This window comes from Paenibacillus sp. FA6, assembly GCF_051550225.1.
Classification (GTDB): Bacteria; Bacillota; Bacilli; order Paenibacillales; family Paenibacillaceae; genus Paenibacillus_AQ.
The window spans coordinates 1237509-1262785 of sequence record NZ_CP188820.1; the positions used below are offsets into that span (position 1 = coordinate 1237509).

Sequence of the window (25277 nt, forward strand, 5' to 3'; positions counted from 1 at the left end):
CGATAAAGGGGGATGAGGCGCTTGGAAATGGTTCAGGTAGTTTTTCTGACGATATTAATGTTTTTTCTTATTGTAACGGTTCATGAATGGGGTCATTACTATTTCGCCAAACGTGCCGGTATATTGGTTCGTGAATTTGCAATCGGTTTCGGTCCGAAACTGTTTTCTTATAAACGTAATGAAACTCAATTTACTCTGCGGTTACTGCCCTTTGGTGGCTATGCACGTATGGCAGGTGAAGATCCGGAACTTGTAGAGATTCAAGTGGGACAGACCGTTGGTATTCGTATTACGAATGATGAAGTGAAGAAGATTTATCTGGATCAATTGGATAATCGTAAAAATATTGTTCGTGGTGAGGTTCAATCCATTGATTTGGATGAAGCATTAACTTTACAATTAGACGTTGATGGGGATATCCAGCAATATCGCGTTGATCCTCAAGCGATGATGGTCAAAAAGGGTCAAGAGATACAGATTGCCCCCAAAAATCGCCGATTTGGTAGTAAAACAGTAGGTCAACGGGCATTGTCTATCTTCGCAGGACCCGTGATGAATTTTATTCTTGCGTTTATATTATTCGGTCTTCACATCCAGATGGCCGGTATTCCATTGGATAATCCTACGTATGTTCAGATTGGGAATGTTTCTGCAGGTATGCCTGCTTCGGAAGCTAATTTGAAAAAAGGGGATATCATTGAATCTATCAATGGTACAGCGATCGGTGCTGATTATCAGAAGATGATTGAGTTAACAGCAACATCAGAAGGTAAATCCATGGAATGGAGTATTCGCCGTGGCGATGAAACGTTCAATGTAACCCTTATTCCTCGTGCGATGGAAGGTCAAGAAGGTGGTAAGATTGGGATTACACCGGAATTACCAACCAGATCAGCTTCGATCGGTGAGACCATTACCCATTCGGGGAAAACGATGGTGAGTACTACTGAAATGATCTTTAAAGGATTCAGTCAATTGATTTCTCAATTCTCTATGGATGATATTGGTGGGCCCGTGCGTACATTTGAAGTGACAGGCCAAATTGCGAAACAAGGAATTGTGCAACTAACCTATTGGACTGCCATATTAAGTCTATACTTAGGTATCTTTAATCTATTTCCTATTCCTGCGCTCGATGGAAGTCGTCTTATATTTCTTGGTGTAGAATGGATTCGAGGAAAGCCAATTGATCCGAATCGAGAAGGGATGGTTCACTTTGTTGGGTTTGCCATGCTCTTTCTTCTTATGATTGCTGTAACCTATAACGATATATTAAGATTGATTAACGGTTAATCTCAATAGCTCATAAACTTTGGGCAATGCTTCCGATGTGAGTTTACTCGAAGTATAGCTAGAAGTATTGCTCATAAACTTTTAGGAGGATATTATTTCTTATGTCAAAAGATAAGCAGTTTGTGACGGAAATTACACCGCAAGGGGAAGATTTCTCCCGTTGGTATATAGATGTAATCAAGAAAGCTGAATTGATGGATTATTCACCTGTTCGGGGCTGCATCGTATTTCGCCCTGATGGATATGAAATTTGGGAGCACATTCAAGCAGAATTGGATCGACGATTTAAGGAGACTGGACATCGCAATGCTTATTTCCCACTTTTGATTCCGGAAAGCTTCTTTGAAAAAGAAAAGGATCATATCGAAGGTTTTAACCCAGAGTTGCCTTGGGTAACTGAGGCTGCTGGAGAGAAGCTGGAAGAGCGTCTGGCGATTCGTCCTACATCGGAAACGATGTTTGGTCATATGTACTCTAAATGGATACAGTCTTACCGTGACTTGCCTGTCTTGATTAATCAATGGGCAAATGTGGTTCGTTGGGAAAAGCGGACATTACCATTCATTAGAACAAGTGAATTTCTATGGCAAGAAGGTCATACTGCCCATGAAACGGAAGAAGAGGCACGCGAAGAAACGATGAGAATGTTAGAAGTGTATCGTTCTTTCTTGGAGGAATATCTTGCTATCCCAGTTATTACTGGACAGAAGACTCCATCGGAGCGTTTCGCTGGAGCGGTGGATACTTTCTCTATTGAAGCAATGATGAAGGATGGACGAGCTGTACAGGCTGGGACGTCTCATTATTTGGGAACTAAATTTGCAGAAGCTTTTGACATACAGTATTTAAGTCGTGAGAATACACAAGAATATGTACACACGACATCTTGGGGAACGACTACTAGATTGATTGGTTCCTTGATTATGGTACATGGAGACGATCGAGGTCTTGTACTACCTCCTAAAGTTGCTCCTACGCAAGTCATCATGATTCCAATCGGGCCTGCTAAGACCCGTGAGGCGGTTGTCGGACGTACAGACGAATTGTTTGCTGAACTGAAGAAGGCAGGAGTTCGCGTTAAAGTGGATGACCGCAGTGATGTAACTCCAGGCTGGAAGTTCAACGAATATGAACTGCGCGGTGTACCGGTACGATTGGAGATTGGTCCTCGAGACATGGAGAACGGTGTCTGTGTGTTAGTATCTCGGGTAACAGGTGAGAAGAAAATTGTTCAACAGAACCAATTGGTCGAAGAAGTGAAGTTGATGCTTGTACAAGTGCATCAGGAAATGTTAGATAGAGCGAAACAATTCATGAGTGACCATTTCTATTCCGTAGATAGTCTGGAAGAAATGAAGATGAGAATGGAAGAGTCACGTGGTTTCACATTGGCCGGATGGTGTGGCTCTAAAGAATGTGAGAGTAAGGTGAAAGAAGAGACGGGAGCTACAAGCCGTAATATTCCATTCGAACCTGCTGAAAGTAAAGAAACCTGTATCGTGTGTGGACAGCCATCCAAACATACAGTTGTATTTGCTAGAGCATACTAAGAGATCATTAGAGTTAGACCTTGTTAAGACTTCAAGAAATCATGCGGAAGAGCTTCTGGCAGAAATGAGTCGGTGAGTAAGAGATCGAGTACATTTTGTAGACAGGGGCTTTTCGTCTATATAGTGTTAAGGTAAGGATAGGTGGTTAAGGGGGAAGAAAGAATGAGCAATGTGGAAGAGAAAAGAATTCGGCTTGAGCTTCTAATGAAACAAGGCGCAGTTCCAGCAAGTCTAATGAATCCATATTTCTTGGATGGATATATTGAACAGGTTGAAACAAGCCGTAGTAGCCAAGAATGGATCATTACTATTGTGAAGGATACGGTGGTTCCTGGGGAAGTATACCGTGCATTTTGTCTCAAAATTCAAGAAAAAATGCAACATATTGCTAAAATTTCATTTGTTTTTAAATATACGGATATGGTTGCGTTGGAGGACATTGTAAATACGTATTGGAGTTTATTTGTAGAGTGGGTACATCGAGAGATCCCTTCTGTGAATGGATGGTTGAATCGAGCGACTCACGAAATGGAAGGTGGTCAGTTGTTGTTGACCATGTCTGATGCTACTTCGCTGGAACTAGCTAAGAAGAAACAAATTGATCAGGCTATTACACGTTTCTTTACTACCTATTTCGCTCTTCCCCTTCGTATTAAATTAGCGGTTGGGGATACCGGTAAGGAAGCGATCAAGGAGTTTGAACAAAAGAAGATTCAAGAAGAGCGGGAAGTTGTACAGCATATGATGAATAGTATTGAGGCTGAGAGCCGTAGCTTTGATGAGAATTCTGATGATGTTCGACTTCATGTTGGATATGATATCAAAGAACAGCCTGTTTCTATTCAAGATATCCAGGATGAAGAGAAGAAAGTTACGATCCAAGGAGCAGTATTTGGCCTTGATCGCAAAGAGTTACGAAATGGTATGACGTTGTTTATGTTTAACTTGACTGATTTCGGTGATTCGATGCAAATGAAGATGTTTGCCAAAACAAAAGATGATGTCAAAGTGTTAAATCAATTGGAAAATGGTAAATGGGTAAAAGCGCGGGGTCGGATAGAGTTTGACCGATTCATGACCATTCCTGAACTGGTGATGATGCCAACAGATTTGAATGAGGTACAAGCACCTCCTGAACGTAAAGATAACGCACCCTTGAAACGGGTGGAATTCCATTTGCATACAACGATGAGTACGATGGATGCCATCACACCTATCGATAAATATATAAAGACTGCGGCCCGATGGGGACATACAGCGATTGCAATTACGGATCATGGTGGTGTTCAAAGTTATCCAGAAGCTGCAAAATCTGCAAAAAGGAACGGATTAAAAATGATTTATGGAGTAGAGGCTAATGTATTGAACGACGCCATTCCTATTGTTCTACATCCGCAGCCAATCGACCTCAAGACTGCTACTTATATCGTTTTTGATATAGAGACGACAGGTCTCTCTATTACTCATAGTAATATCACAGAACTTGCCGCTGTGAAAATAAAAGAGGGTAAAGAAATTGATCGTTATGCCACTTTTGTTAATCCGCATGAGAAGATTCCGTTCCATATTCAACAGCTTACGAATATTACAGACGAGATGGTAAAGGATGCACCGGATCTAGAACCAGTCTTACAGGAATTTGTGAAGTTTGCTGAAGATGGGATTCTAGTAGCTCATAATGCAAGATTTGATATGGGCTTTATTCAAGCATCACTGAAAGAATATGGATTACCTGAGATGCTAAATCCGGTACTGGATACGCTGGAATTAGCACGATTAATATATCCAGGAATGAAGAATCATAGACTAAACACGATGGCAGACAAATATAAAGTGTTATTAGAAAGCCATCACCGAGCGATTGACGATACAATCGCATTAGCAGGTATATTGAATGGACTTCTGGTCGACACAGAGAAGATGAAAGGCATTACGATGCTAGATCGCCTCAATGACTACGTAGGCAAAGATTTATCAAACATCCGACCGTTTCATTGTGGAATCTATGCTTTGAATATGGTCGGAAAGAAGAATCTATTCAAACTGATATCCTTATCCCATACAGAATACTTTAAACGAGTGCCCTGCATCCCAAGATCGAAGCTTGAAGAATTACGTGAAGGTTTACTTATTATTTCGGGTTGTGAGAAGGGCGAATTCTTTGAAGCTGTGTTAAATAAGTCGTTGGATGAGGCGGAGGATGTCGCGCAGTTCTATGACATTCTTGAAATCCAACCATTAACGATGTATATGCATTTAGTTGATAAGGGATTTGTTGCCAGCCCACTTGAGATAAAGGCAGCTTTGAAAACCGTGTGTGAGATTGGTGAAAAATTAAATAAGCCAGTTATTGCAACTGGGAATGTACATTATCTCGAACCTCGTGAAAAGCTGTTCCGTGATATTGCTATTAATGGAATTACAGGTTTCAGCCCATTGAAAGGTATGCAAAAACCAGATGCGCATTTCCGTACAACAGACGATATGCTTGAGGAATTTGAATTCTTAGGTAAAGGGAAAGCAAATGAAGTAGTAGTTACCAATACGATTGAACTAGCAGATCGGTTCGAAGAAATAGAGTTATTCCCATCTAAACTGTTCACACCGATCATGGAAGGTGCTGACGAAGAGATTCGGAAGACTTGTTATGACACGGCTAAGGGTATATATGGTGAAGAACTGCCTGATGTTGTCATCAAGCGACTTGAGAAAGAACTAGAGCCTATTATCAAGTACGGATTCTCGGCGAACTATTTGATCTCTGAACGGCTTGTGAAGAAATCGAACAAGGATGGGTATCTGGTCGGTTCACGGGGGTCGGTAGGATCATCAGTTGTTGCAACCTTTTTGGGAATATCAGAGGTTAATCCTTTACCGGCACATTATGTTTGTAAGAACTCTGACTGTAAGCATAATGAATGGTTTCTAGATGGTAGTATTCCAAGTGGATTCGACCTTCCTGGGAAAGAATGCCCTAGCTGTGGGGGAATGCTGAAAGGTGAAGGGCAGGATATTCCGTTTGAGACATTCCTTGGATTTAAAGGAGATAAAGTCCCGGATATTGACCTTAACTTTTCTGGGGAATACCAAGCGATAGCTCATAATTATACGAAGGAACTTTTTGGTCCGGAAAATGTATTCCGTGCAGGCACGATTGGTACCATTGCGGATAAGACAGCTTTCGGATATACCAAAAAGTATGAAGAGGAAAATCAGAAGAAATGGCGAGGAGCCGAGGTGAGTCGTCTTGCGGCTGGTTTTACAGGTGTGAAGAGAGGTACGGGTCAGCATCCAGGGGGGATTGTCGTCGTACCGGATTATATGGACGTTGAAGATATTACGCCGATTCAGTTCCCAGCAGATGATACCAAAGCAGAATGGAAGACTACGCACTTTGATTATCATGCTTTTGAGTCAAATTTACTTAAACTCGATATATTAGGTCATGATGACCCGACGATGATGCGTATGCTGCAAGATTTAACAGGTGTTGATCCAACATCGATACCGATGAATGATCCTAAAGTGATGAGCTTATTTCACTCAACCGAAGCGCTAGGAGTTACACCTCAGAAAATCCGAACTCCAGTAGCCACCTACGGTGTACCTGAAATGGGAACTAAATTCGTGCGTCAAATGTTGATTGAGTCGCTACCTACATCCTTTGCCGATTTATTGCAGATTTCTGGTTTGTCTCACGGAACAGGCGTGTGGCTTGGAAATGCACAAGATTTAATTAAGAATGGAACATGTAACATTAAGACGGTTATTGGTTGCCGTGATGATATTATGCTCTATCTGATTTATAAAGCAGGCATGGATGCAGGACTGGCTTTCACCATTACGGAAAGTGTACGTAAAGGGAAGGGTCTGAATCCAGAATGGATTGAAGAGATGAAGAAGTGTAAGGTGCCGATGTGGTACATCGATTCATGTCTCAAAATACAATATATGTTTCCAAAGGCACATGCCGCCGCTTACGTTATATCCGCTGTGCGGACTGCTTATTTCAAACTGTATTATCCTATTTCTTATTACGCGACATACTTTACAGTGCGGGCCGAGGATTTCGACATCGAACTATGTTGCCAAGGGTATGAGGCTATATATCGTCAGATCGAGGAGATTGAACAGAAGGGATTTCAAGCAACTACGAAAGAGAAGAGTATGTTGGCTATTTATGAGATGGCGTTAGAAATGACGGCACGTGGATTCACCTTCCAGAGTATTGATATATACCGTTCTGACGCTACAAAGTTTACTGTGGATGGGGATTCACTGATTCCACCTTTCTCTGCTATGCCAGGTATTGGTGACAACGCAGCACGCAACATAGCGCTAGCGCGTGAAGGTGTAGAGTACTTGTCAATCGAGGATTTCCAACAGAAATCTAAAGCGAGTAAAACCGTTGTTGAGCTACTCACTCAAATGGGTTGCTTCCGTGGATTGCCTGAAAGCAACCAACTTTCTTTGTTTTAAGGCTTTTATGGCAAGGGTGAACCTTCGTGATTGAAAGGGGAGTCAAGGGCGGATACTTGTCAGTGTTGCCAGACTATGTTATAATTTTTAGTAGCAATCATGGAGATAAAACCGTTGTGTAAAGAGTGGGGCAACCCACTCTTTACTCTTTGGTATATAGGATTATGAAAGTCTTGGAGGTTATAGTCTTTGAGCACACCTAAGATAAAAAGTATCGTAGAAGAAATGATCCAACCCTTTATGGAAGAACATGACTTCGAACTTGTTGATGTGGAATACGTCAAAGAAGGAAAGAATTGGTTTTTACGTATTTACGTTGACAAAGAAGGCGGTATTGATATTGATGACTGCGGCTTAGTTAGTGAATATTTGAGTCTGCAGTTGGATCAGAATGATCCAATTACTGATGTTTACTTCCTGGAAGTATCGTCTCCTGGAGCGGAACGACCGTTAAAGAAAAGTGCTGATGTTGTGAAAGCCGTAGGTAAAGATGTGTTGGTTACTGTATACGAAGCGCTGGACGGTCTCAAGGAATTTGAAGGCCGGCTTCTTTCGTTTGAGGACGATGTACTTGTGATTGAAGTGGGTAAGAAGCAACATCAAATTCCGTATGAAAAAGTAGCTAGTGCTAGGTTAGCTATTATTTTTTAGAAGTAAGGTTGAGAAAGGGGGAACTAAATCCCAATGAGTATGGATTTTATTGAAGCAATGAATGAGTTAGAAAGAGAAAAAGGGATTAGTAAAGATGTATTATTTGAAGCAATAGAGGCTGCTTTAATCTCGAGTTATAAACGTAACTTTAATACAGCCCAGAATGTAAGAGTAGACATGAATCGTAATACGGGAGTTATTAAAGTTTATGCCCGTAAGCTGATCATTGAAGAAGTGTTGGACCCTCGTACAGAGATCTCACTTCCCGCAGCAAGAGAAATAAATCCCCATTTTCAATTGGAGGATATTGCAGAGATTGAAGTTACTCCTCGTGACTTCGGTCGTATTGCTGCACAAACGGCGAAACAAGTCGTTACTCAGCGTATACGCGAAGCGGAGCGTGGATTGATCTACAACGCTTATGTGGACAAAGAGGAAGATATCGTGACTGGGACGGTTCAACGTCAAGATCCACGTAATGTCTATATCGACTTGGGTAAGGTTGAAGCTTTGCTTCCTTTGAATGAGCTTATGCCTAATGAAAAGTTTAAGCATGGTGAACGGGTCAAAGCGTACATTACTAAAGTCGAGAATACGACTAAAGGTCCACAGATCATGTTATCACGTACTCATCCTGGTCTACTCAAACGACTTTTCGAATTGGAGGTTCCAGAAATTTTTGACGGTGTAGTAGAAATTCGCTCGGTTGCGCGTGAAGCCGGCTTCCGTTCAAAGATTGCTGTGTATTCTCGTAACGAAGAAGTTGATCCAGTGGGTTCTTGTGTTGGACCTAAGGGGATTCGGGTACAGACGATTGTGGGTGAATTACGCGGAGAAAAGATTGATATTGTTCGTTATTCCGATCAGGTTGAAGAGTATGTTGCAAATGCACTAAGCCCTTCAAAAGTTATTGAAGTAGATGTGTTTGAAGAGGAAAAGATGGCCCGGGTTATCGTGCCGGATTATCAATTATCTCTTGCCATTGGTATTAAGGGACAGAATGCGCGACTCGCTGCTAAGTTGACTGGATGGAAAATTGATATCAAGAGTGAGACTCAAGCGGAGCAGGAATTCGGGAGACCGAAAACATACACGGATGATTTACCTCAAGATTCTGTCTCCGTCGATTAATTTCCTGAAATAGGACGGAGGGACAATTATGAAGTCAAGAAAAATACCTTTGCGTAAATGTGTGGCATGCCAAGAAATGATGCCGAAGAAACAACTCATTCGTATTGTGAAAACGCCAGATGATGAAGTTCTTATTGATCTGTCAGGTAAGAGGTCAGGTCGAGGGGCTTATCTGTGTGGTAAGGCTTCCTGCTTTAAGTTGGCACAAAAGAATAAGTCATTGGATCGCGCATTGAAACATCATGTGAAACCGGAGATTTATGAACAGTTGGCAGATGACTTTGTCGTTGTTGAAGAACAATTTTTAGTGATGAAGGAGAATTCCAATGATGGATAATACGCTTTCTCGTCTGGGTCTTGCGATGCGTGCAGGAAAAGTAGTTACAGGTGATGAAATCGTGCTCAAAACTATTCGTTCTTCAGAAGCTAAGCTGGTCATTCTAGCTTGCGATGCATCACCAAATACACAAAAAAAGTTTCGTGATAAATGCGGAACATACAAAATCCCTCTGGTGATCGGATATGACCGGGAAAGTCTGGGCACAAGTATTGGGAAACCACATCGTGTTGTGCTGGCAATTACGGATCAAGGATTCGCGAAGATGATCTCTAAATCAATGGAGACTATGACGGAGGTGGAGTATATTGACTAATCAAGATAATAAAAGTGAAAAGTTACGTGTATATGAGTATGCAAAGTCGCTAAACATGAGTAGTAAAGAAATAATTACGATATTGAAGCGTTTAGAAATCCCTGTCAATAACCATATGAGTGTAATGGAGGGTGAAACTGTCTCGAAGGTAGAGCAGTTTTTTAATAATATTAAGTCCAATGCAGCCGCCAAAAGAGAAGGCGGAGATAAAAATGTAGTGGCAGCAATCTCATCTGTCAAGAAGGATGAAGTTGCGGTAAAACCAACCGTAGTGCCTGAATCTCCTCAAGAGAGTAGCACTGTAACGGAACAAAGTGACATAAAAAAACAACAGGAAAAGCAGGTAGGTATGAATAATAATACGAATAACACTAATGCTACAGTAACGTCAAGGCCACAAAGCAGTACATCTGCTCCAAGATCTCAAAGTAGTACAAGCGCTCCAAGAACTCAAGGTACAAATAATGCTACACCAAGACCACAAAGTAATACGAGTTCTCCTAGACCTCAAAGTACAGGTGGCGCATCAAGACCAGCATCATCTCAAGGTGGTCAAAGACCGAGTACTCCTCAACAAGGAAGTCAAACTGCGAATCGCTCAAGTAGCCCTACACAAGGCGATAACAGAGGTGCTAACAAGGCTAGACCTGGCAATAATGGGGCTAGACGTTTCGATGATAACAAGGGTGGTAACTTCAGAAACAATCGTGGTGGAAAAAATGGTAGAGGAAAAGCCTCGTACCCGGCTCGCGAAAAAATTGACAATACCCCTAAAAAGATTATCGTTCGTGGCGCGATGACTGTTGGAGAAGCAGCTAAATTGCTTCATAAGGATGCATCTGAAGTGATTAAGAAATTGATCACAATGGGTGTTATGGCTACGATTAACCAAGAACTAGATCTTGAAACTGTACTTCTCCTAGCTGCTGAATTCGGTGTAGAAGTTGAAGTGAAAATTGCAGTAGAAGACGATCGGTTCGAGACGGTTGAAGAAGTTGATGATGAGACTGATTTGCAAACACGTCCTCCTGTAGTCACTATTATGGGTCACGTCGATCATGGTAAGACTACATTGCTAGATGCTATTCGTTCAGCGAATGTATCAAGTGGCGAAGCGGGTGGAATTACCCAGCATATCGGTGCTTACCAAGTTGAAATTAATAATAAGAAGATTACGTTCTTGGATACACCTGGTCACGAAGCTTTTACAGCTATGCGTGCTCGTGGATCTTCAATTACGGATATAGCAATTATCGTTGTTGCAGCAGATGATGGTGTTATGCCACAAACTGTGGAAGCCATTAACCATGCTAAAGCAGCGGAATTACCGATTATCGTAGCGGTTAACAAAATTGATAAGCCTGGTGCTGATCCTGACAAAGTGAAGCAGGAATTGACTGAATACGGCTTAGTTCCAGAAGAATGGGGCGGGGATACAATCTATGCTAATGTATCTGCCAAACAAAAATTGGGACTTGAAGAATTGCTTGAAATGATTCTACTTGTTGCAGAAATGAATGAATATAAAGCTAATCCAAATAAACGCGCTCGTGCTGCGGTTATTGAAGCTGAGCTTGATAAAGGTCGGGGTCCAGTAGCTCGAGTGTTGGTTCAACATGGTACTCTTCGTGTTGGAGATGCTTTCGTAGCGGGTAACTGCTTTGGTCGTATTCGTACAATGGTGAACGATAAGGGTCGCCGTGTGAAGGAAGCAGGTCCATCTACACCTATCGAAATTACTGGGTTGACTGAAGTGCCACAAGCAGGCGATCCATTCATGGTGTTCGAAGATGAACGTAAAGCACGCTCCATCGCTGAGAAACGTTCCATTACTCAACGCCAAAGCGAGATGGGTAGTAATGTACGCGTGACATTGGATGATCTGTTCCAACATATTAAAGATGGTGAGATCAAAGGTCTTAATGTCATCATCAAGGGTGATGTTCAAGGTACAGTTGAAGCACTGAAGAGCTCACTTGAGAAGATTGAAGTAGAGGGCGTTCGTGTCAAAATACTTCATAGTGGTGCAGGTGCGATTACTGAGTCTGATATCATTCTAGCCGCTGCTTCTAGCGCTATTGTTATTGGATACAACGTTCGCCCAGATCATCAAGCGGCTGCTACAGCACAAGAAGAAAAAGTTGACATCCGTTTACACCGCGTTATCTACAAGGTGATTGAAGAGATCGAGCAAGCGATGAAGGGTATGCTTGATCCAATATTTAAAGAGAAGGTTATCGGTCATGCTGAGGTACGTAATGTATTCTCAATCGGCAAGATTGGTACGATCGCAGGTAGTATGGTTACTTCAGGTAAAATGGTGCGTAATGCGGAAATACGCCTAATTCGTAATAGCATTGTTATTCATGAAGGAAAGATTGACTCCTTGAAGAGATTTAAGGATGATGCCAAAGAAGTAGCACAAGGGTATGAATGTGGTATAACTTTGGAAAGCTATAGTGAACTCAAAGAAGGCGACGTTATTGAAGCCTTCATTATGGAAACGGTGGAACGCAAGTAGAGAGGTGATTAAACATGGCTAAAATTCGCGTGGGACGTGTTGGTGAGCAGATTAAGAAGGAATTGAGTGTGCTTATTCAAAGCGAACTAAAGGATCCTCGGATAGGCTTCGTAACCGTAACTGGGGTCGAAGTTCCGAATGACCTTGCACAAGCAAAAGTATATCTCAGTGTACTTGGTGATGAAGAACAAAAGAAGAATACGCTTATTGCGCTCGAAAAGGCGAATGGATATCTTCGGTCAGAGCTAGGAAAACGGATTCGTCTACGACATACGCCGGAACTTATTTTCAAATTTGACGAATCTATTGCATACGGTAGTCATATTGAGAAGTTGTTAAGCGATATTGAGAAGAATCAATAAACTTGAATAACGGTTTAAAAGGAGACAGCGATGCAGACCTATGAACAATCGCTTGAAATTGCAAAGGAGTATTTACTCCAGCATGATGATTTTCTTGTAGTGTCGCATGTTCAGCCAGACGGAGATGCAGTCAGTTCCACGGTAGTTGTGGGCTGGCTTCTCTCATGTCTAGGGAAGAAATTCACTCTAATGAATGAAGGACCTATCCCAAAGCGCATGCAATTCCTTATGCTTAGTGAAGAAATACTCAACATGGAGAGTAATCCTCCTGATCGGATGTTTAAGCATGTGATTTGTGTGGATTGTGCTGACTTTAAGCGTGTGGGATTAACGAATCAGTTCTTTGCTGAGGATGCGATAATCCTTAATTTGGATCATCATCCTACCAATGACGGTTATGGACAAGTGAATCTAATTAAGAGCGATGCAGCTGCCACAACGGAAATATTATATGATTTGATAGGGGAATTTCCTATTGAATGGACACAAGAATCTGCCACAGCTATTTATACAGGGATCCTTACGGATACGGGTGGATTTCGATATTCCAATACGACTCCAAAAGTGATGAGTATGGCTTCTGAATTACTTGGTTATGGAGTTAATGGTCCAATGCTGTCTGAGAATCTATTAGAAGAAATGACTCCTTCACAAATGAAAATACTAATAAAGGCACTAAGTACGCTGGAAATGTCATCTGATGGTCTCATTAGTTGGGTTCACATCACACCTGAATTTATGGCGGAATGTGGAGCAATCAATGAAGATTTAGAAGGGATTGTGAACTACCCACGCAATATAAGTGGTGTGGAAGTAGGGATTCTATTTAAAGCCATCGATGACTCTGCTGTGAAAGTGAGCCTTCGATCCTCCGGAACGGTGGATGTTGCAGCATTAGCACAAATGTTTGGCGGCGGAGGGCATGTTCGGGCAGCGGGTTGTAGGATAGAAGGAACCTTGGATAACATTATTCCGCAAGTGCTGGAACGGGTGAGACAATTATTATGAGCGATCTTGAAGGAATACTAGCTGTATATAAACCAGCGGGATTCACATCACATGATGTCGTAGCGAAGGTCCGAGGTATATTAAAGATGAAGCGGATCGGACATACAGGGACGCTTGACCCTCAAGTTACCGGTGTGCTCCCATTATGCTTGGGACGTGCTACGCGTGTAGTTGAATACATGCAAGAGCTTCCGAAGGAGTACTATGCTACGATGCGACTTGGACTAGCTACGGACACAGAGGACTTAACGGGTCAGATTATAGAACAAGTTGAATCCGTCTCGGTTACTAAGGAAGATGTTCTGGAGGTACTGAATTCCTTTCAAGGCGTTATATCTCAGGTTCCTCCTATGTACTCCGCTGTGAAAGTAGATGGAAAAAGATTGTATGAATTAGCTCGAGAAGGTAAAATAGTGGAGCGTAAAAGTCGCGAGGTTACCATTTATGAGATCGAAATGACCGATATCTCTTGGGATGGATCTTATCCTGAAATAACCTTCCGAGCATTGTGTTCAAAAGGAACTTATATCCGAACGCTTTGCGTTGATATTGGACGGGCTTTAGGGCTCCCTTCAGTCATGGCGAAGCTTACGCGAACGAAGTCAGCAGGGATTGATGCAGAACATTGCTTGAACTTTGATGACATTCAACGTTATATGGATGAAGGGACACTCCATTCGCATTTGATCCCTGTAGATGAAGCGATACCTCATTTACCTGCACATACGGTATCCGAGGAGAAAACAACTGCGGCGATCCAAGGCCAAAGGCTATCATATAAATCAGTTAGCCCGGAAGTGACTGGAGAAGCACCGATACGACTATATGATACTGAACAACGATTTCTAGGAATATTTCAACGACAACTAGAGACAGGAGCAATTGCTCCTATAAAAGTGTTCTTGTAGGAATAATGATTCTTCAGAAGAATCATTATGAATCAGGTTATCTAATGGAATTGCAGGTGAGAAAGTCTTGAAGACTGTTATGTTATCTTATCCCCTTTCGCCCGAAATGCTTCTTGGGAGGGAAGAATCTCAAGTTGTAGCTATAGGGCAGTTTGATGGAATTCATTTGGGGCACGTAAGTGTGATCTCTTCCGCTATTCAATTGGCGAAGCGAAAAGGAATTCCATCGGCAGTAGTGACCTTTAATCCGCATCCTAAAGAGGTGATGGGTAAGGGGGACTATGAAGGGTACTTAACCCCTCTGCGGGACAAACAGGAATTGCTTGCAGGCATGGGAATTGATACGTTATATGTTGCTCAATTTGATGAAGAGTTTTCTCGAGTTAGTCCACATGATTTCTTCGCAGGTGTACTTCTCCCGCTAAATATCGATACGGTCGTTGTTGGTTTCGACTTCCGGTTTGGATATCAGGGAGCAGGGGATGTTGAAATGCTTCGTGAAATGGGTCAAGGTAATATGGATGTGGAAATTACTCCTCCTTTCCTGCTTGATAGTGAAAAGGTGAGTAGCTCAGTTATTCGTAAGGCACTTCAGTCTGGAAACTTGAAGCTAGCCAATAATCTGTTCGGACGCAATTACAAGTTACGCGGAATGGTTGTTGAAGGGGAAAAACGAGGTCGTACGATCGGTTTCCCTACAGCGAATTTGAAACTGGATGATCGGTATGTCGTTCCAGCCAAAGGCGTATACGCTATCCGTGTATTGTATAAAGAGAAATGGATTATGGGTGTAATGAATATAGGGGTCAAACCAACGTTTCATGAGGACGTTATAGCTCCAAGTTTTGAAGCCCATCTTTTTCATTTCGATGAATGTTTATATGGTGAGCATTTAGCAGTAGAACTTGTACACTATTTACGTGAAGAGCGCCGCTTCCCATCTATACAGGAATTGGTTACGCAAATCAAGGCGGATGCACAGTTAGCAGAACAGTTATTGGAGTCATAGAAGTTCGAGTTTACTTTATATATGTAGATATGCTATACTGATAAACGTCATTGGAGACAAAGACAAGATAACCTTAGCTTGGTTACACGATCTCACCAACGGTAACGAGGCTAATGGCGATTATAATTGAAGGAGGTGAATAGGATGGCATTAACTCAAGAACGTAAACATGAATTGATTGCTGAGCACAAAACGCATGAGTCCGATACTGGATCACCAGAAGTGCAAATAGCTATCCTTACGGAGAACATTACGAATCTGATTACCCATTTCCAAGCACACAAGAAGGATCATCATTCTCGTCGTGGATTGTTGAAGATGGTTGGACAACGTCGTAAGTTGTTGAAGTACCTGAAGAATAAGGATGTAAGACGTTATAGTACTTTGATTGTGAAACTCGGATTGCGTCGTTAATAATCCAATAGCCTTAACAAATGCAGCCTGGTTGTTCACCGTATGTCCTTTCAGGAGTGACAGCGGGGGCAATCGGGTTTCTTTTTACAATAATAAGAAATACGAATTGAAGAAGGAGGGATTTCATGGAAAAACGTGTTGAAATGCAATTAGGTGGAAGAACCCTAATTTTGGAAACTGGACGTTTCGCCAAGCAAGCGAATGCTGCAGTCATGGTTCGTTATGGAGAAACGGTCGTACTGTGTACAGTAACAGCTTCAAATGAGCCGAAGGATCTGGATTTTTTCCCACTTACGGTTAACTATGAGGAAAGAATGTATGCAGTTGGTAAAATCCCTGGAGGATTTATTAAACGTGAAGGTCGACCAAGCGAGAAGGCTATTCTTTCTAGTCGTCTAACGGATCGGCCTATACGTCCATTGTTCCCTGAAGGTTTCCGTAATGATGTACAAATTGCCAATCTAGTCATGAGTGTGGATCAAGATTGTGCGCCTGACATTGCTGCGATGATTGGTACCTCTGCTGCACTAAGCATTTCTGATGTTCCATTTAGTGGTCCTATTGGTGCTGTTGCTGTGGGTCGGAAAGATGGGCAGTTCATCATTAATCCGAACATGGCAGATCAAGAAACGAGTGATCTATACCTAGTTGTTGCTGGAACGAAAGATGCGATTATGATGGTAGAAGCAGAAGGCGATGAAGTGCCGGAAGAAGCTATGCTTGAAGCTATCATGTTTGGTCATAATGAGATTAAGAACATTGTGGCGACGATCGAAGAATTGGTTGCACAGGCTGGAAAACCTAAGATGGCAGTCAAACTTCATACAGTAGATGCTGACGTAAATGTTGCTGTTCGTGAATTTGCAGAAGCTAAACTGAAAGCGGCAGTTAAAACTCAGGAAAAACATGCACGCCAGGATGCGATTGACAGTATTAATGAGGCGACGGTTACTTTGTTTGAACAGAAGTACATAGAGACACCGGAACTCATGAAAGATGTCAAGGAAATACTGCATGATATCGTCAAGGAAGAAGTAAGACGCTTAATTACACATGATAAAGTACGTCCGGATGGACGGAAATTGGATGAAATTCGCCCGATCGAATGTGATACAGGTATTTTACCGCGTACGCATGGAACAGGGTTGTTTACACGTGGGCAAACACAAGCGCTTAGTGTATGTACTTTAGGTGCACTTGGAGACGTTCAAATTCTCGACGGGGTCGATTCACAAGAATCGAAACGCTTCATGCATCATTATAACTTCCCTCCATTCAGCGTTGGTGAAGCACGTCCACTACGTCCACCAGGTCGCCGAGAAATCGGACATGGTGCACTGGGTGAACGAGCAATGGCTAAAGTTCTTCCTTCAGAAGTTGATTTTCCATATGCCATTCGCCTCGTATCTGAAGTGTTGGAGTCCAATGGATCATCCTCACAAGCTAGTATATGTGCAGGAATTCTCGCTATGATGGATGCAGGGGTACCTATTAAGGCGCCGGTAGCTGGTGTAGCTATGGGACTTATTAAAGATGGTGAGCATGTATCGATCTTGACTGATATTCAAGGTATGGAAGATCATCTTGGGGATATGGACTTTAAAGTTGCGGGTACAGCTGTAGGTGTTACAGCTATCCAAATGGATATTAAGATCGATGGAATTAGTCGTCAAATTTTGCAGGATGCTTTAAGTCAAGCTAAAGAAGGACGTATGTTCATCTTAAGCAAAATGAATGAAGCGATCGCTCAACCAAGAACAACTCTATCTCCTTACGCACCGAAAATTATGACTCTAAATATTAATCCAGATCGTATCCGTGATGTTATTGGTGCGGGTGGTAAAATAATTAACAAGATCATTGAAGAAACAGGCGTTAAGATTGATATCGAACAAGATGGACGTGTGTTTATTGCTTCAACGAATGAAGAAATGAATCAAAAGGCACGTGCCATTATTGAAGGAATTGTTCGCCAAGTTGAAGTGGGCGAGATTTTTGTGGGTACTGTGAAGCGTATTGAGAAATTCGGTGCATTTGTGGAAATCCTTCCAAATAAGGAAGGGCTAGTTCATATTTCACAACTGTCAACAGAACGTGTCGCCAAAGTGGAGGATATTATTGCCATTGGAGACTCCATTACGGTTAAAGTAACTGAGATTGACCAACAGGGACGAATTAATTTGTCTCGCAAAGCAACATTGACCGTGTAATTGTCGGTTCAATGAAGTAGACATGAAAGAATTAGAAAAGAGACAGAGAGCTTCATCATCTGGCTCTTTTTTTAATTTGATTGACTTCATCTCCCTATTCATATTCCAAATGTTCTTCACATATGATGGGACAAAGGTAACAAGGGAGATGAAATATTTCATGAATACGAGAAAAGTTGCCATTCTACTTGCCTGTTTTACCGTAGTATTGGGAATAGGTCAATCCAATAGCGTTAAGCAATTTATTGGGATGGGTCGGAATGAAATACACTCACAAGATGTTATACAGTGGTTGAGTGATAATAAAGAGGAAGACCCCTTATACCAAGAAATTAAGGACAAGGCTATTCATACAAGGATTGAGCCAATTAATGCAAAGATAGATCGTATCTGGAAAGCCATTCCAGGATATAATGGGTTGGAAGTGGATATAGATGAAACTTATAAGCATGCCAAAGCCAAGGAGAACGGATCTTCCATTACATATGTATTTCGTCAACTACATCCAAAGGTGGGGCTTCATGATCTTGAAGTGCAACCTATTTATCGTGGAAATCCCCTGAAACCTATGGTATCTTTAATGATCAATGTGGCTTGGGGAAACGAATATATTATTCCAATGTTAAATACATTGGATCAGGAAAATGTAAAGGCTACTTTCTTTTTTGATGGTAAATGGCTAAATAGTAATGTTGAACTTGCGAAAGAAATTCAAAAAAGAGGTCATGAACTATCGAACCATGCTTATTCTCATCTTAATATGAGTCAGCTAAGTGAGGAAAAGGCTATATCTGAAATAAGTAAAACGCAGAAATTATTGAAGGATGAATTGGATCAAGAGCCGAAATGGTTCGCTCCTCCATCAGGTGATTTCGATAGTGATACGGTTAGAATTGCGAAAGGGCAAGGAATGTATACCGTACTATGGACTTTGGATACGGTAGATTGGCGGAAACCATCCCCGCAGTCGATTGTGAATAAAATATCCGAAAAAGTCGAACCCGGATTTCTAATATTGATGCACCCTACATCATCTTCCTCAGAGGCTCTGCAGGGGATGATTCAAGCCATTAAAGCAAAAGGGTTATATCTGGGAACGGTAAGTCAAACACTGTCTACAGAGCGCATAGTGGAGCCAGTAGTTGAGTGAATTCTGTTTCTTTGGTAGGATAAGGAATGGATTATCTTGTAGAGGAAGTTCAAAAAGTCATCTTTTGATCACGAAGTATAGCAAGAGGTGTATTCGACATCGAAGATTGAATTCAGCCGGGCCTTCCGGTGCTCACGTAGGTATTACCTACGCTCCGCTCCTCAGTCCCTAGCTTTATTCAATCTTCTCGGTGCTGAAAATCTGACTTTTTGAACTCGTATTTGTAGTGATTATCTAGTGTTTCATAATAGGAGGGCCTTCGTATGGAAAAAATAAAACTAAGTAACGGCCTAAGAGTAGTGATGGAGAAAATTCCAACTTGCCGTTCCGTTTCCTTCGGTATTTGGGTGAAAACAGGTTCGAGATATGAGGATGTTCAAAACAATGGCGTTTCTCATTTTATTGAGCATATGCTTTTCAAGGGAACAGAACGATTCGATGCGAAAGATATTGCTGAACAATTCGATGCTATTGGAGGCAATTTGAACGCGTTCACGTCGAAGGAATATACATGTTATTATGCTAAAGTGCTTGATGAGCATCTTCCGATCGCCGTTGATGTGCTTGCGGATATGTTCTTCCGATCTAATATGGATGATGGTGAGTTGTCGAAAGAGAGAAATGTTATTCTCGAGGAAATCTCTATGTATGAGGACACTCCGGATGATATCGTTCATGATTTAATGGCAAAAGCCGTCTATGGAGAGCATCCACTAGCCTACCCTATCTTGGGGACGAAAGAGCAATTGGAAGAAATGAAATCGAAAGATCTTAAAGCATACATGGCCGAACATTATACGATTGAGAACACGGTGATCAGTGTAGCGGGAAATATTGATGAGCATTTGGTAGAGCTATTGGAACGTCATTTCGGCGGATTTAAGAATCATGGAAATGAGAGTGGTATTACTGTACCCGAATTTCATAGTAATGTTCTGTTTCACAAAAAGAAAACGGAGCAAAATCATATTTGCTTGTCGTTTCCGGGATGTGCAATTGATGATAAAAGACAATATGCCATGGTATTGTTGAATAATGCAATCGGTGGAGGAATGAGTTCTCGTCTATTCCAGGAAATCCGTGAGAAACGTGGATTGGCTTATGCTGTATATTCTTATCATAGTGCCCATGCGGACAATGGGTTGTTCACGATATATGCGGGAACTGCACCTAAACAAACGAAAGAGGTTATGGACCTTACGAAAGAAGTATTGTTCGATCTCGCTACAAAGGGTTTAAGTGATGATGAGTTGCGTAAAGGAAAAGAACAATTGAAGGGCAGTCTCATTCTTAGTCTAGAAGGTACGGGCAGTCGTATGAATCGTCTTGGCAAAAATGAGTTGATGTTAGGTAAACATTATACACTAGATGAAATGATCACGAATATTGATAAAATTTCGATGGATGATGTGGAATCCGTACTTGATCTTATGTTCAGCGAGCCATTCTCTGTTGCGATGGTTGGGACGTCTGATCGAAGTATTTCAGGAATAAGGGGCGATGACTTTGTTACATTACGTTCAAATAAATAGGTTATCTGGGAATGAAGACATTAAGCTTCCAGAGAAAATGTCTTCTCTAGCTTCAGGTTATGATTTGTATGCAGCAGTTGAAGAAGAGGTTATTCTACAACCTAGGGAACGGAAGTTAATACCTACTGGATATGCTATTGCAATGCCAGAAGGTCTTGAAGCGCAAATTCGTCCGCGTAGTGGACTTGCATTAAAGCATGGTATTACTTGTCTGAATACACCTGGAACGATTGATGCCGATTATCGCGGGGAAATCAGAGTGCTCTTAATTAATCTTGGAGCTGAGCCATTTACTATCGTAAGGAATGAACGGATTGCTCAAATGGTGTTCCAGACCGTTCCTCATGTGGAATGGGAGATCGTGAATGAGCTCTCGGAGACTGTGCGTGGTTCTGGTGGATTTGGTCATACAGGTAAATAGATAAGTTTGAGCTTACGAAGGCCTTCTGAAGGCATCCGTAAGCTCTTTTTATTTCTTCATTTGTATCTACATCTTTCACCCCTGTTTAGGCATTCGCATATTATGCGATATAGTACATGGAATTGGGAAAGGAGCCACATCCTGATGCTGACTGGCGTGAGAGTTTTGTTCATAGGCGGGGATGCAAGACAGATCGAAGTGATTCGAAAGTTCTCTGAGAAGGATGCGTTAGTCTCTATTGTTGGATTCGATGGGCTCACAGATCAGTTAGAGGACATTGCAAGAGAGCGGCTTTCTATTGAACTATTAGAGCAAACGGATGTACTTGTACTACCGGTCATGGGTTGTGACAATGAGGGCAAGATTATGACGCTATTCTCATCCGAACCATTACAGTTACTGGAGGAACATTTTGCTGTATTACCGCATGAATGTACGGTATATACAGGTATTGCAAAGCCATATTTAAGTAATATGTGTTTCGAACGTAAGATTCATCTTGTGGAATTGCTGGAACGAGATGATGTGGCGATCTATAATTCTATACCGACAGCAGAAGGGGCCATAATGATGGCTATTCAGCATACTGATTTCACGATACATGGATCGAATTGTATGGTCCTAGGGATGGGTCGAACAGGATTTACAATGGCCAAAAGCTTGCAAGGTTTGGGAGCGAAAGTATCGATGGGAGTACGATCTGAAGTGCACTTTGCAAGGGCGAGTGAAATGGGCTGGGAGCCTTTTCTAATAAGGGATTTGGGGCGGAAAATAGTTGATGTCAACTTGCTTTTTAATACGATACCGACTATGATAGTCACAGCGCAAATCCTGTCTCAAATGCCCACAAATGCAGTCATTATTGACCTTGCTTCAGCACCAGGTGGGTGCGATTTCCGCTTTGCGGAGAAGCGGGGAATTAAGGCGCTGCTTGCACCTGGACTGCCTGGTATCGTTGCTCCCAAAACAGCTGGTATTATCATTGCGAACGCATTGGTACAGTTGATTTCAGATGAAATCAAGATTCGGGGGGATGAGAAATGAAGTGGCAGGGCAAAACGGTAGGGTATGCGATCACTGGATCTCATTGTACGTTAGAAGAAGTTATGCCTCAAGTATTACGATTTGTTAATGAAGGTGCTAACGTGGTGCCAATTGTTTCAAATACGGTACAAAATACAGATACACGCTTTGGATCGTCAGAAAATTGGTTGAAACAGTTGAAAGATATTACAGGGAATGATATTATTTCTACAATTGTTGGAGCGGAACCACTAGGACCGTCTAAATTACTGGATGTTCTAGTTATTGGACCATGTACCGGGACTACAACAAGTAAGTTGGCAAATGCTATGACTGACACTCCGGTCTTAATGGCAGCGAAAGCCCAAATGCGTAATTGTCGTCCTTTGGTGCTGGCTATTTCCACAAACGACGGATTAGGGTTGAACGCAGCTAATATTGCGAAGCTGATGGTAACGAAGAATATTTATTTCGTTCCATATGGTCAGGATAACCCACTGCAAAAGCCTAATTCTCTCGTTGCCAAGATGGAACTGATTCCAGAAACATGTTATGCGGCACTTAGTGGATCTCAGTTACAGCCTATGATTATCGAACGGTTTCATTCAGCATAGGAACTTATATTTTTACTAGAGGATGTCATAATTAGAATAAGGGGAGATACAGCAAATGAACAATCAGAAATTTAATGTCGCTGTTCTAGGAGCTACAGGAGCAGTTGGAGAACAGATCATAGGATTATTGGAGAAGCGTGATTTCCCAATATCAAAGCTGAAGCTGCTTTCATCTGCACGTTCTGCGGGTACCGTCATTAAGTTTAAAGGCCAAGATATAATAGTAGAAGAAGCTACCCCTGATAGTTTTGAAGGAATTGATATTGCGTTGTTTAGCGCTGGTGGCGACATAAGCAAGCAGTTTGCTCCACATGCTATTCGTCATGGTGCAGTATGCATTGATAACACGAACGCTTATAGAATGGATCCAACTACTCCTTTGGTTGTTCCTGAAGTTAATTCCGAGAAGATCAAGGAGCATGTCGGTATTATTGCGAATCCGAATTGTTCTACGATTCAAATGGTTGCTGCATTAAAGCCTTTGCAAGATGCTTACGGCATTTCACGAGTTATCGTTTCGACTTATCAGGCAGTGTCTGGCGCAGGAAGCAAAGCAATTGATGAACTCCTGCGTCAAACTAAGGAAGTTCTAGATGGTAAAAAGGTTGAACCTGACATTCTACCTGTTGGATCACTTCCGGTGAAACATCAGATTGCTTTTAATGTGATCCCTCAAATTGATAAATTTGAAGATAATGGATTTACTTTAGAAGAAATGAAAATGGTTAATGAAACTAAAAAAATAATGGGCGATGAGACGATAGCAGTAACAGCAACTTGTGTTCGAGTTCCAGTTATCTATGGTCATTCTGAGTCCGTATATGTAGAATTGAAAGAAGACTATGACCTAGATGCGGTGAGAAAACTTCTTGAGAACTCTCCTGGAATTACTGTAGTAGATGATCCTTCGACGCAAGCGTACCCACTGGCTACTGAATCTACTGGAAAACCAGATATATTTGTTGGACGTTTACGTCGGGACTATGGACATCAACGGGGTCTAAATATGTGGATTGTATCTGACAATCTTATCAAAGGTGCAGCATGGAATGCTGTACAGATTGCTGAAATAGTCGCATCTAATCATTCCGTACGCTAGTAGGTTAAAGTTATGTGGAGGAATAGGAATGCGAATATTAGTTCAGAAATTCGGTGGTACATCCTTGTCATCTCCTCAGGCAAGAGAATATGTGATTTCACATATTAGAAGAGAATTGAATGAGGACTATAATCTAGTTGTTGTTGTTTCGGCTATGGGGCGTCGTGGAGAACCTTATGCGACCGATACGTTACTTGAGTGGATTGCCCAGAATGGCGATGCATTACCAGCACGTGAAAAAGATTTGCTGCTATCCTGCGGTGAAATTATATCTGCAACGACATTATGTAGCTTGTTGGAGAGTAATGGGATCGCATCAACGGTTCTTACAGGTGCTCAGGCAGGCTTTGAAACGAATGATCATTACGGTAATGCTCGTATTGTAGACATTCATCCAGCACGGATTATAGAGGAATTCAAGAAACATAAGGTAGTCATAGTAACTGGATTTCAGGGTCAGACGATCACTGGAGATATCACTACTCTTGGAAGAGGGGGTAGTGATACTACGGCTACAGCATTGGGTGCGGCTCTTCAAGCGGAGATGGTTGATATTTATACCGATGTAAATGGTGTGTTGACAGCAGATCCGCGAATTGTCGAAGATGCTAGACCCATATCACATGTCAGTTACACTGAAATTTGTAACATGGCATATCAAGGAGCCAAGGTTATTCATCCGCGTGCAGTTGAGATTGCTATGCAAGCTCAAATTCCTGTACGTATTCGTTCAACATTCTCCGAGGATGAAGGAACGTTAGTTACTAATCCTGAGGGATTTCGTGACGTTCAGTCTGGTGTTGTTGATCGTTTGGTAACTGGGATCGCGTATGTCAGCAATGTCACCCAAATAACAGTAGATTGCGGAGATGGATCTAGTAATCTACAGTTAAAGGTATTTAAATCAATGGCAGAGAATTCAATAAGTGTTGATTTTATTAATGTTACCACCACAGGTGCGGTATATACGGTGTTTGATCATCATTCGGAGCGGGCACTTTCGATTCTTCAACAGCTGGGATTTAGACCGAAGAGCATATCAGGATGTGCTAAGGTGTCTATCATTGGTGGAGGAATTAATGGTGTTCCTGGAATTATGGCCAAAATCGTAGAATCATTAAGTGAACAGCATATACAAATATTGCAATCAGCTGATTCGAATACGACGATCTGGGTGCTCGTTAAGAAGGAAGATATGGTTCAATCTTTGCGTTCCCTTCACAGCACATTTGAGTTAAATAGATAATAT

21 protein-coding genes are annotated in these 25277 nt (G+C 41.8%); all 21 read left to right on the forward strand.

From position 1 onward, the window contains the following. Positions 1-21 precede the first annotated feature (21 nt). The 21 genes from rseP to dapG all read left to right on the forward strand — a co-directional run bounded on the left by rseP (position 22) and on the right by dapG (position 25274). The gene (rseP, locus tag ACP8HI_RS05765) at positions 22-1293 is read left to right on the forward strand and encodes an RIP metalloprotease RseP (protein WP_438350173.1); all 1272 of its coding nucleotides are present in this window, start codon (positions 22-24) and stop codon (positions 1291-1293) included. A gap of 101 nt (positions 1294-1394) precedes the next feature. Continuing rightward, positions 1395-2843 (forward strand): proline--tRNA ligase, encoded by a 1449-nt coding sequence (gene proS, locus ACP8HI_RS05770; protein ID WP_438350174.1) that lies wholly within the window; start codon positions 1395-1397, stop codon positions 2841-2843. 162 nt (positions 2844-3005) lie between these two features. Then, positions 3006-7322, forward strand: coding sequence for a PolC-type DNA polymerase III (locus tag ACP8HI_RS05775; protein ID WP_438350175.1), 4317 nt, complete (start codon positions 3006-3008; stop codon positions 7320-7322). Positions 7323-7511: 189 nt separating this feature from the next. Next, complete coding sequence (rimP, locus tag ACP8HI_RS05780) at positions 7512-7973, forward strand: ribosome maturation factor RimP (RefSeq protein WP_438350176.1); 462 nt, start codon at positions 7512-7514, stop codon at positions 7971-7973. 33 nt (positions 7974-8006) lie between these two features. Then, entirely contained in the window at positions 8007-9104 is a 1098-nt protein-coding gene (gene nusA / locus ACP8HI_RS05785) for a transcription termination factor NusA (RefSeq protein ID WP_438350177.1), read from the forward strand. Between the two features lie 28 nt (positions 9105-9132). After that, positions 9133-9441 carry an RNase P modulator RnpM gene (gene rnpM / locus ACP8HI_RS05790; protein ID WP_438350178.1) on the forward strand — a complete coding sequence of 103 codons (309 nt, stop codon included), beginning with the start codon at positions 9133-9135 and terminating at the stop codon, positions 9439-9441. Continuing rightward, on the forward strand, positions 9434-9757 hold the full coding sequence (locus ACP8HI_RS05795; RefSeq protein ID WP_438351717.1) for a L7Ae/L30e/S12e/Gadd45 family ribosomal protein: 324 nt from the start codon (positions 9434-9436) through the stop codon (positions 9755-9757). Before rnpM ends, ACP8HI_RS05795 begins: the two co-directional genes overlap by 8 nt. Then, positions 9750-12278, forward strand: a complete 2529-nt coding sequence (gene infB / locus ACP8HI_RS05800) for a translation initiation factor IF-2 (protein ID WP_438350179.1) — start codon at positions 9750-9752, stop codon at positions 12276-12278. Before ACP8HI_RS05795 ends, infB begins: the two co-directional genes overlap by 8 nt. A 14-nt stretch (positions 12279-12292) precedes the next feature. Next, complete coding sequence (rbfA, locus tag ACP8HI_RS05805) at positions 12293-12640, forward strand: 30S ribosome-binding factor RbfA (protein WP_438350180.1); 348 nt, start codon at positions 12293-12295, stop codon at positions 12638-12640. A gap of 30 nt (positions 12641-12670) precedes the next feature. After that, positions 12671-13648, forward strand: a complete 978-nt coding sequence (locus ACP8HI_RS05810) for a DHH family phosphoesterase (RefSeq protein ID WP_438350181.1) — start codon at positions 12671-12673, stop codon at positions 13646-13648. After that, the gene (gene truB / locus ACP8HI_RS05815) at positions 13645-14556 is read left to right on the forward strand and encodes a tRNA pseudouridine(55) synthase TruB (protein ID WP_438350182.1); all 912 of its coding nucleotides are present in this window, start codon (positions 13645-13647) and stop codon (positions 14554-14556) included. The genes ACP8HI_RS05810 and truB overlap by 4 nt, the downstream gene beginning before the upstream one ends. A gap of 67 nt (positions 14557-14623) precedes the next feature. After that, positions 14624-15565, forward strand: coding sequence for a bifunctional riboflavin kinase/FAD synthetase (locus ACP8HI_RS05820; RefSeq protein ID WP_438350183.1), 942 nt, complete (start codon positions 14624-14626; stop codon positions 15563-15565). 144 nt (positions 15566-15709) lie between these two features. After that, on the forward strand, positions 15710-15979 hold the full coding sequence (gene rpsO, locus ACP8HI_RS05825; protein WP_438350184.1) for a 30S ribosomal protein S15: 270 nt from the start codon (positions 15710-15712) through the stop codon (positions 15977-15979). A gap of 125 nt (positions 15980-16104) precedes the next feature. After that, positions 16105-18189 (forward strand): polyribonucleotide nucleotidyltransferase, encoded by a 2085-nt coding sequence (gene pnp, locus ACP8HI_RS05830; protein ID WP_438350185.1) that lies wholly within the window; start codon positions 16105-16107, stop codon positions 18187-18189. 160 nt (positions 18190-18349) lie between these two features. After that, a complete protein-coding gene (locus tag ACP8HI_RS05835; RefSeq protein WP_438350186.1) occupies positions 18350-19339 on the forward strand; it encodes a polysaccharide deacetylase family protein in 990 nt (329 codons plus the stop codon). Between the two features lie 263 nt (positions 19340-19602). Continuing rightward, positions 19603-20871 (forward strand): M16 family metallopeptidase, encoded by a 1269-nt coding sequence (locus tag ACP8HI_RS05840; RefSeq protein WP_438350187.1) that lies wholly within the window; start codon positions 19603-19605, stop codon positions 20869-20871. Further along, positions 20846-21292 (forward strand): dUTP diphosphatase, encoded by a 447-nt coding sequence (gene dut / locus ACP8HI_RS05845; RefSeq protein ID WP_438350188.1) that lies wholly within the window; start codon positions 20846-20848, stop codon positions 21290-21292. The genes ACP8HI_RS05840 and dut overlap by 26 nt, the downstream gene beginning before the upstream one ends. Positions 21293-21436: 144 nt before the next feature. Further along, the gene (gene dpsA, locus ACP8HI_RS05850; RefSeq protein ID WP_438350189.1) at positions 21437-22336 is read left to right on the forward strand and encodes a dipicolinate synthase subunit DpsA; all 900 of its coding nucleotides are present in this window, start codon (positions 21437-21439) and stop codon (positions 22334-22336) included. Next, entirely contained in the window at positions 22333-22929 is a 597-nt protein-coding gene (locus ACP8HI_RS05855; protein WP_438350190.1) for a dipicolinate synthase subunit B, read from the forward strand. Before dpsA ends, ACP8HI_RS05855 begins: the two co-directional genes overlap by 4 nt. 55 nt (positions 22930-22984) lie before the next feature. Further along, the gene (locus ACP8HI_RS05860; protein WP_438350191.1) at positions 22985-24028 is read left to right on the forward strand and encodes an aspartate-semialdehyde dehydrogenase; all 1044 of its coding nucleotides are present in this window, start codon (positions 22985-22987) and stop codon (positions 24026-24028) included. Positions 24029-24056: 28 nt separating this feature from the next. After that, entirely contained in the window at positions 24057-25274 is a 1218-nt protein-coding gene (gene dapG, locus ACP8HI_RS05865) for an aspartate kinase (protein WP_438350192.1), read from the forward strand. Positions 25275-25277: the final 3 nt, after the last annotated feature.

Excerpts from the sequence above, each read along its gene's own strand:
- rpsO (WP_438350184.1), top strand. The coding sequence starts at position 15,710 with ATGGCATTAACTCAAGAACGTAAACATGAATTGATTGCTGAGCACAAA.
- ACP8HI_RS05775 (WP_438350175.1), top strand. The coding sequence starts at position 3,006 with ATGAGCAATGTGGAAGAGAAAAGAATTCGGCTTGAGCTTCTAATGAAA.
- dpsA (WP_438350189.1), top strand. The coding sequence starts at position 21,437 with ATGCTGACTGGCGTGAGAGTTTTGTTCATAGGCGGGGATGCAAGACAG.
- ACP8HI_RS05840 (WP_438350187.1), top strand. The coding sequence starts at position 19,603 with ATGGAAAAAATAAAACTAAGTAACGGCCTAAGAGTAGTGATGGAGAAA.
- ACP8HI_RS05855 (WP_438350190.1), top strand. The coding sequence starts at position 22,333 with ATGAAGTGGCAGGGCAAAACGGTAGGGTATGCGATCACTGGATCTCAT.
- ACP8HI_RS05835 (WP_438350186.1), top strand. The coding sequence starts at position 18,350 with ATGAATACGAGAAAAGTTGCCATTCTACTTGCCTGTTTTACCGTAGTA.
- rnpM (WP_438350178.1), top strand. The coding sequence starts at position 9,133 with ATGAAGTCAAGAAAAATACCTTTGCGTAAATGTGTGGCATGCCAAGAA.
- pnp (WP_438350185.1), top strand. The coding sequence starts at position 16,105 with ATGGAAAAACGTGTTGAAATGCAATTAGGTGGAAGAACCCTAATTTTG.
- ACP8HI_RS05810 (WP_438350181.1), top strand. The coding sequence starts at position 12,671 with ATGCAGACCTATGAACAATCGCTTGAAATTGCAAAGGAGTATTTACTC.
- rbfA (WP_438350180.1), top strand. The coding sequence starts at position 12,293 with ATGGCTAAAATTCGCGTGGGACGTGTTGGTGAGCAGATTAAGAAGGAA.
- proS (WP_438350174.1), top strand. The coding sequence starts at position 1,395 with ATGTCAAAAGATAAGCAGTTTGTGACGGAAATTACACCGCAAGGGGAA.
- ACP8HI_RS05860 (WP_438350191.1), top strand. The coding sequence starts at position 22,985 with ATGAACAATCAGAAATTTAATGTCGCTGTTCTAGGAGCTACAGGAGCA.
- truB (WP_438350182.1), top strand. The coding sequence starts at position 13,645 with ATGAGCGATCTTGAAGGAATACTAGCTGTATATAAACCAGCGGGATTC.
- ACP8HI_RS05795 (WP_438351717.1), top strand. The coding sequence starts at position 9,434 with ATGGATAATACGCTTTCTCGTCTGGGTCTTGCGATGCGTGCAGGAAAA.
- nusA (WP_438350177.1), top strand. The coding sequence starts at position 8,007 with ATGAGTATGGATTTTATTGAAGCAATGAATGAGTTAGAAAGAGAAAAA.
- dapG (WP_438350192.1), top strand. The coding sequence starts at position 24,057 with ATGCGAATATTAGTTCAGAAATTCGGTGGTACATCCTTGTCATCTCCT.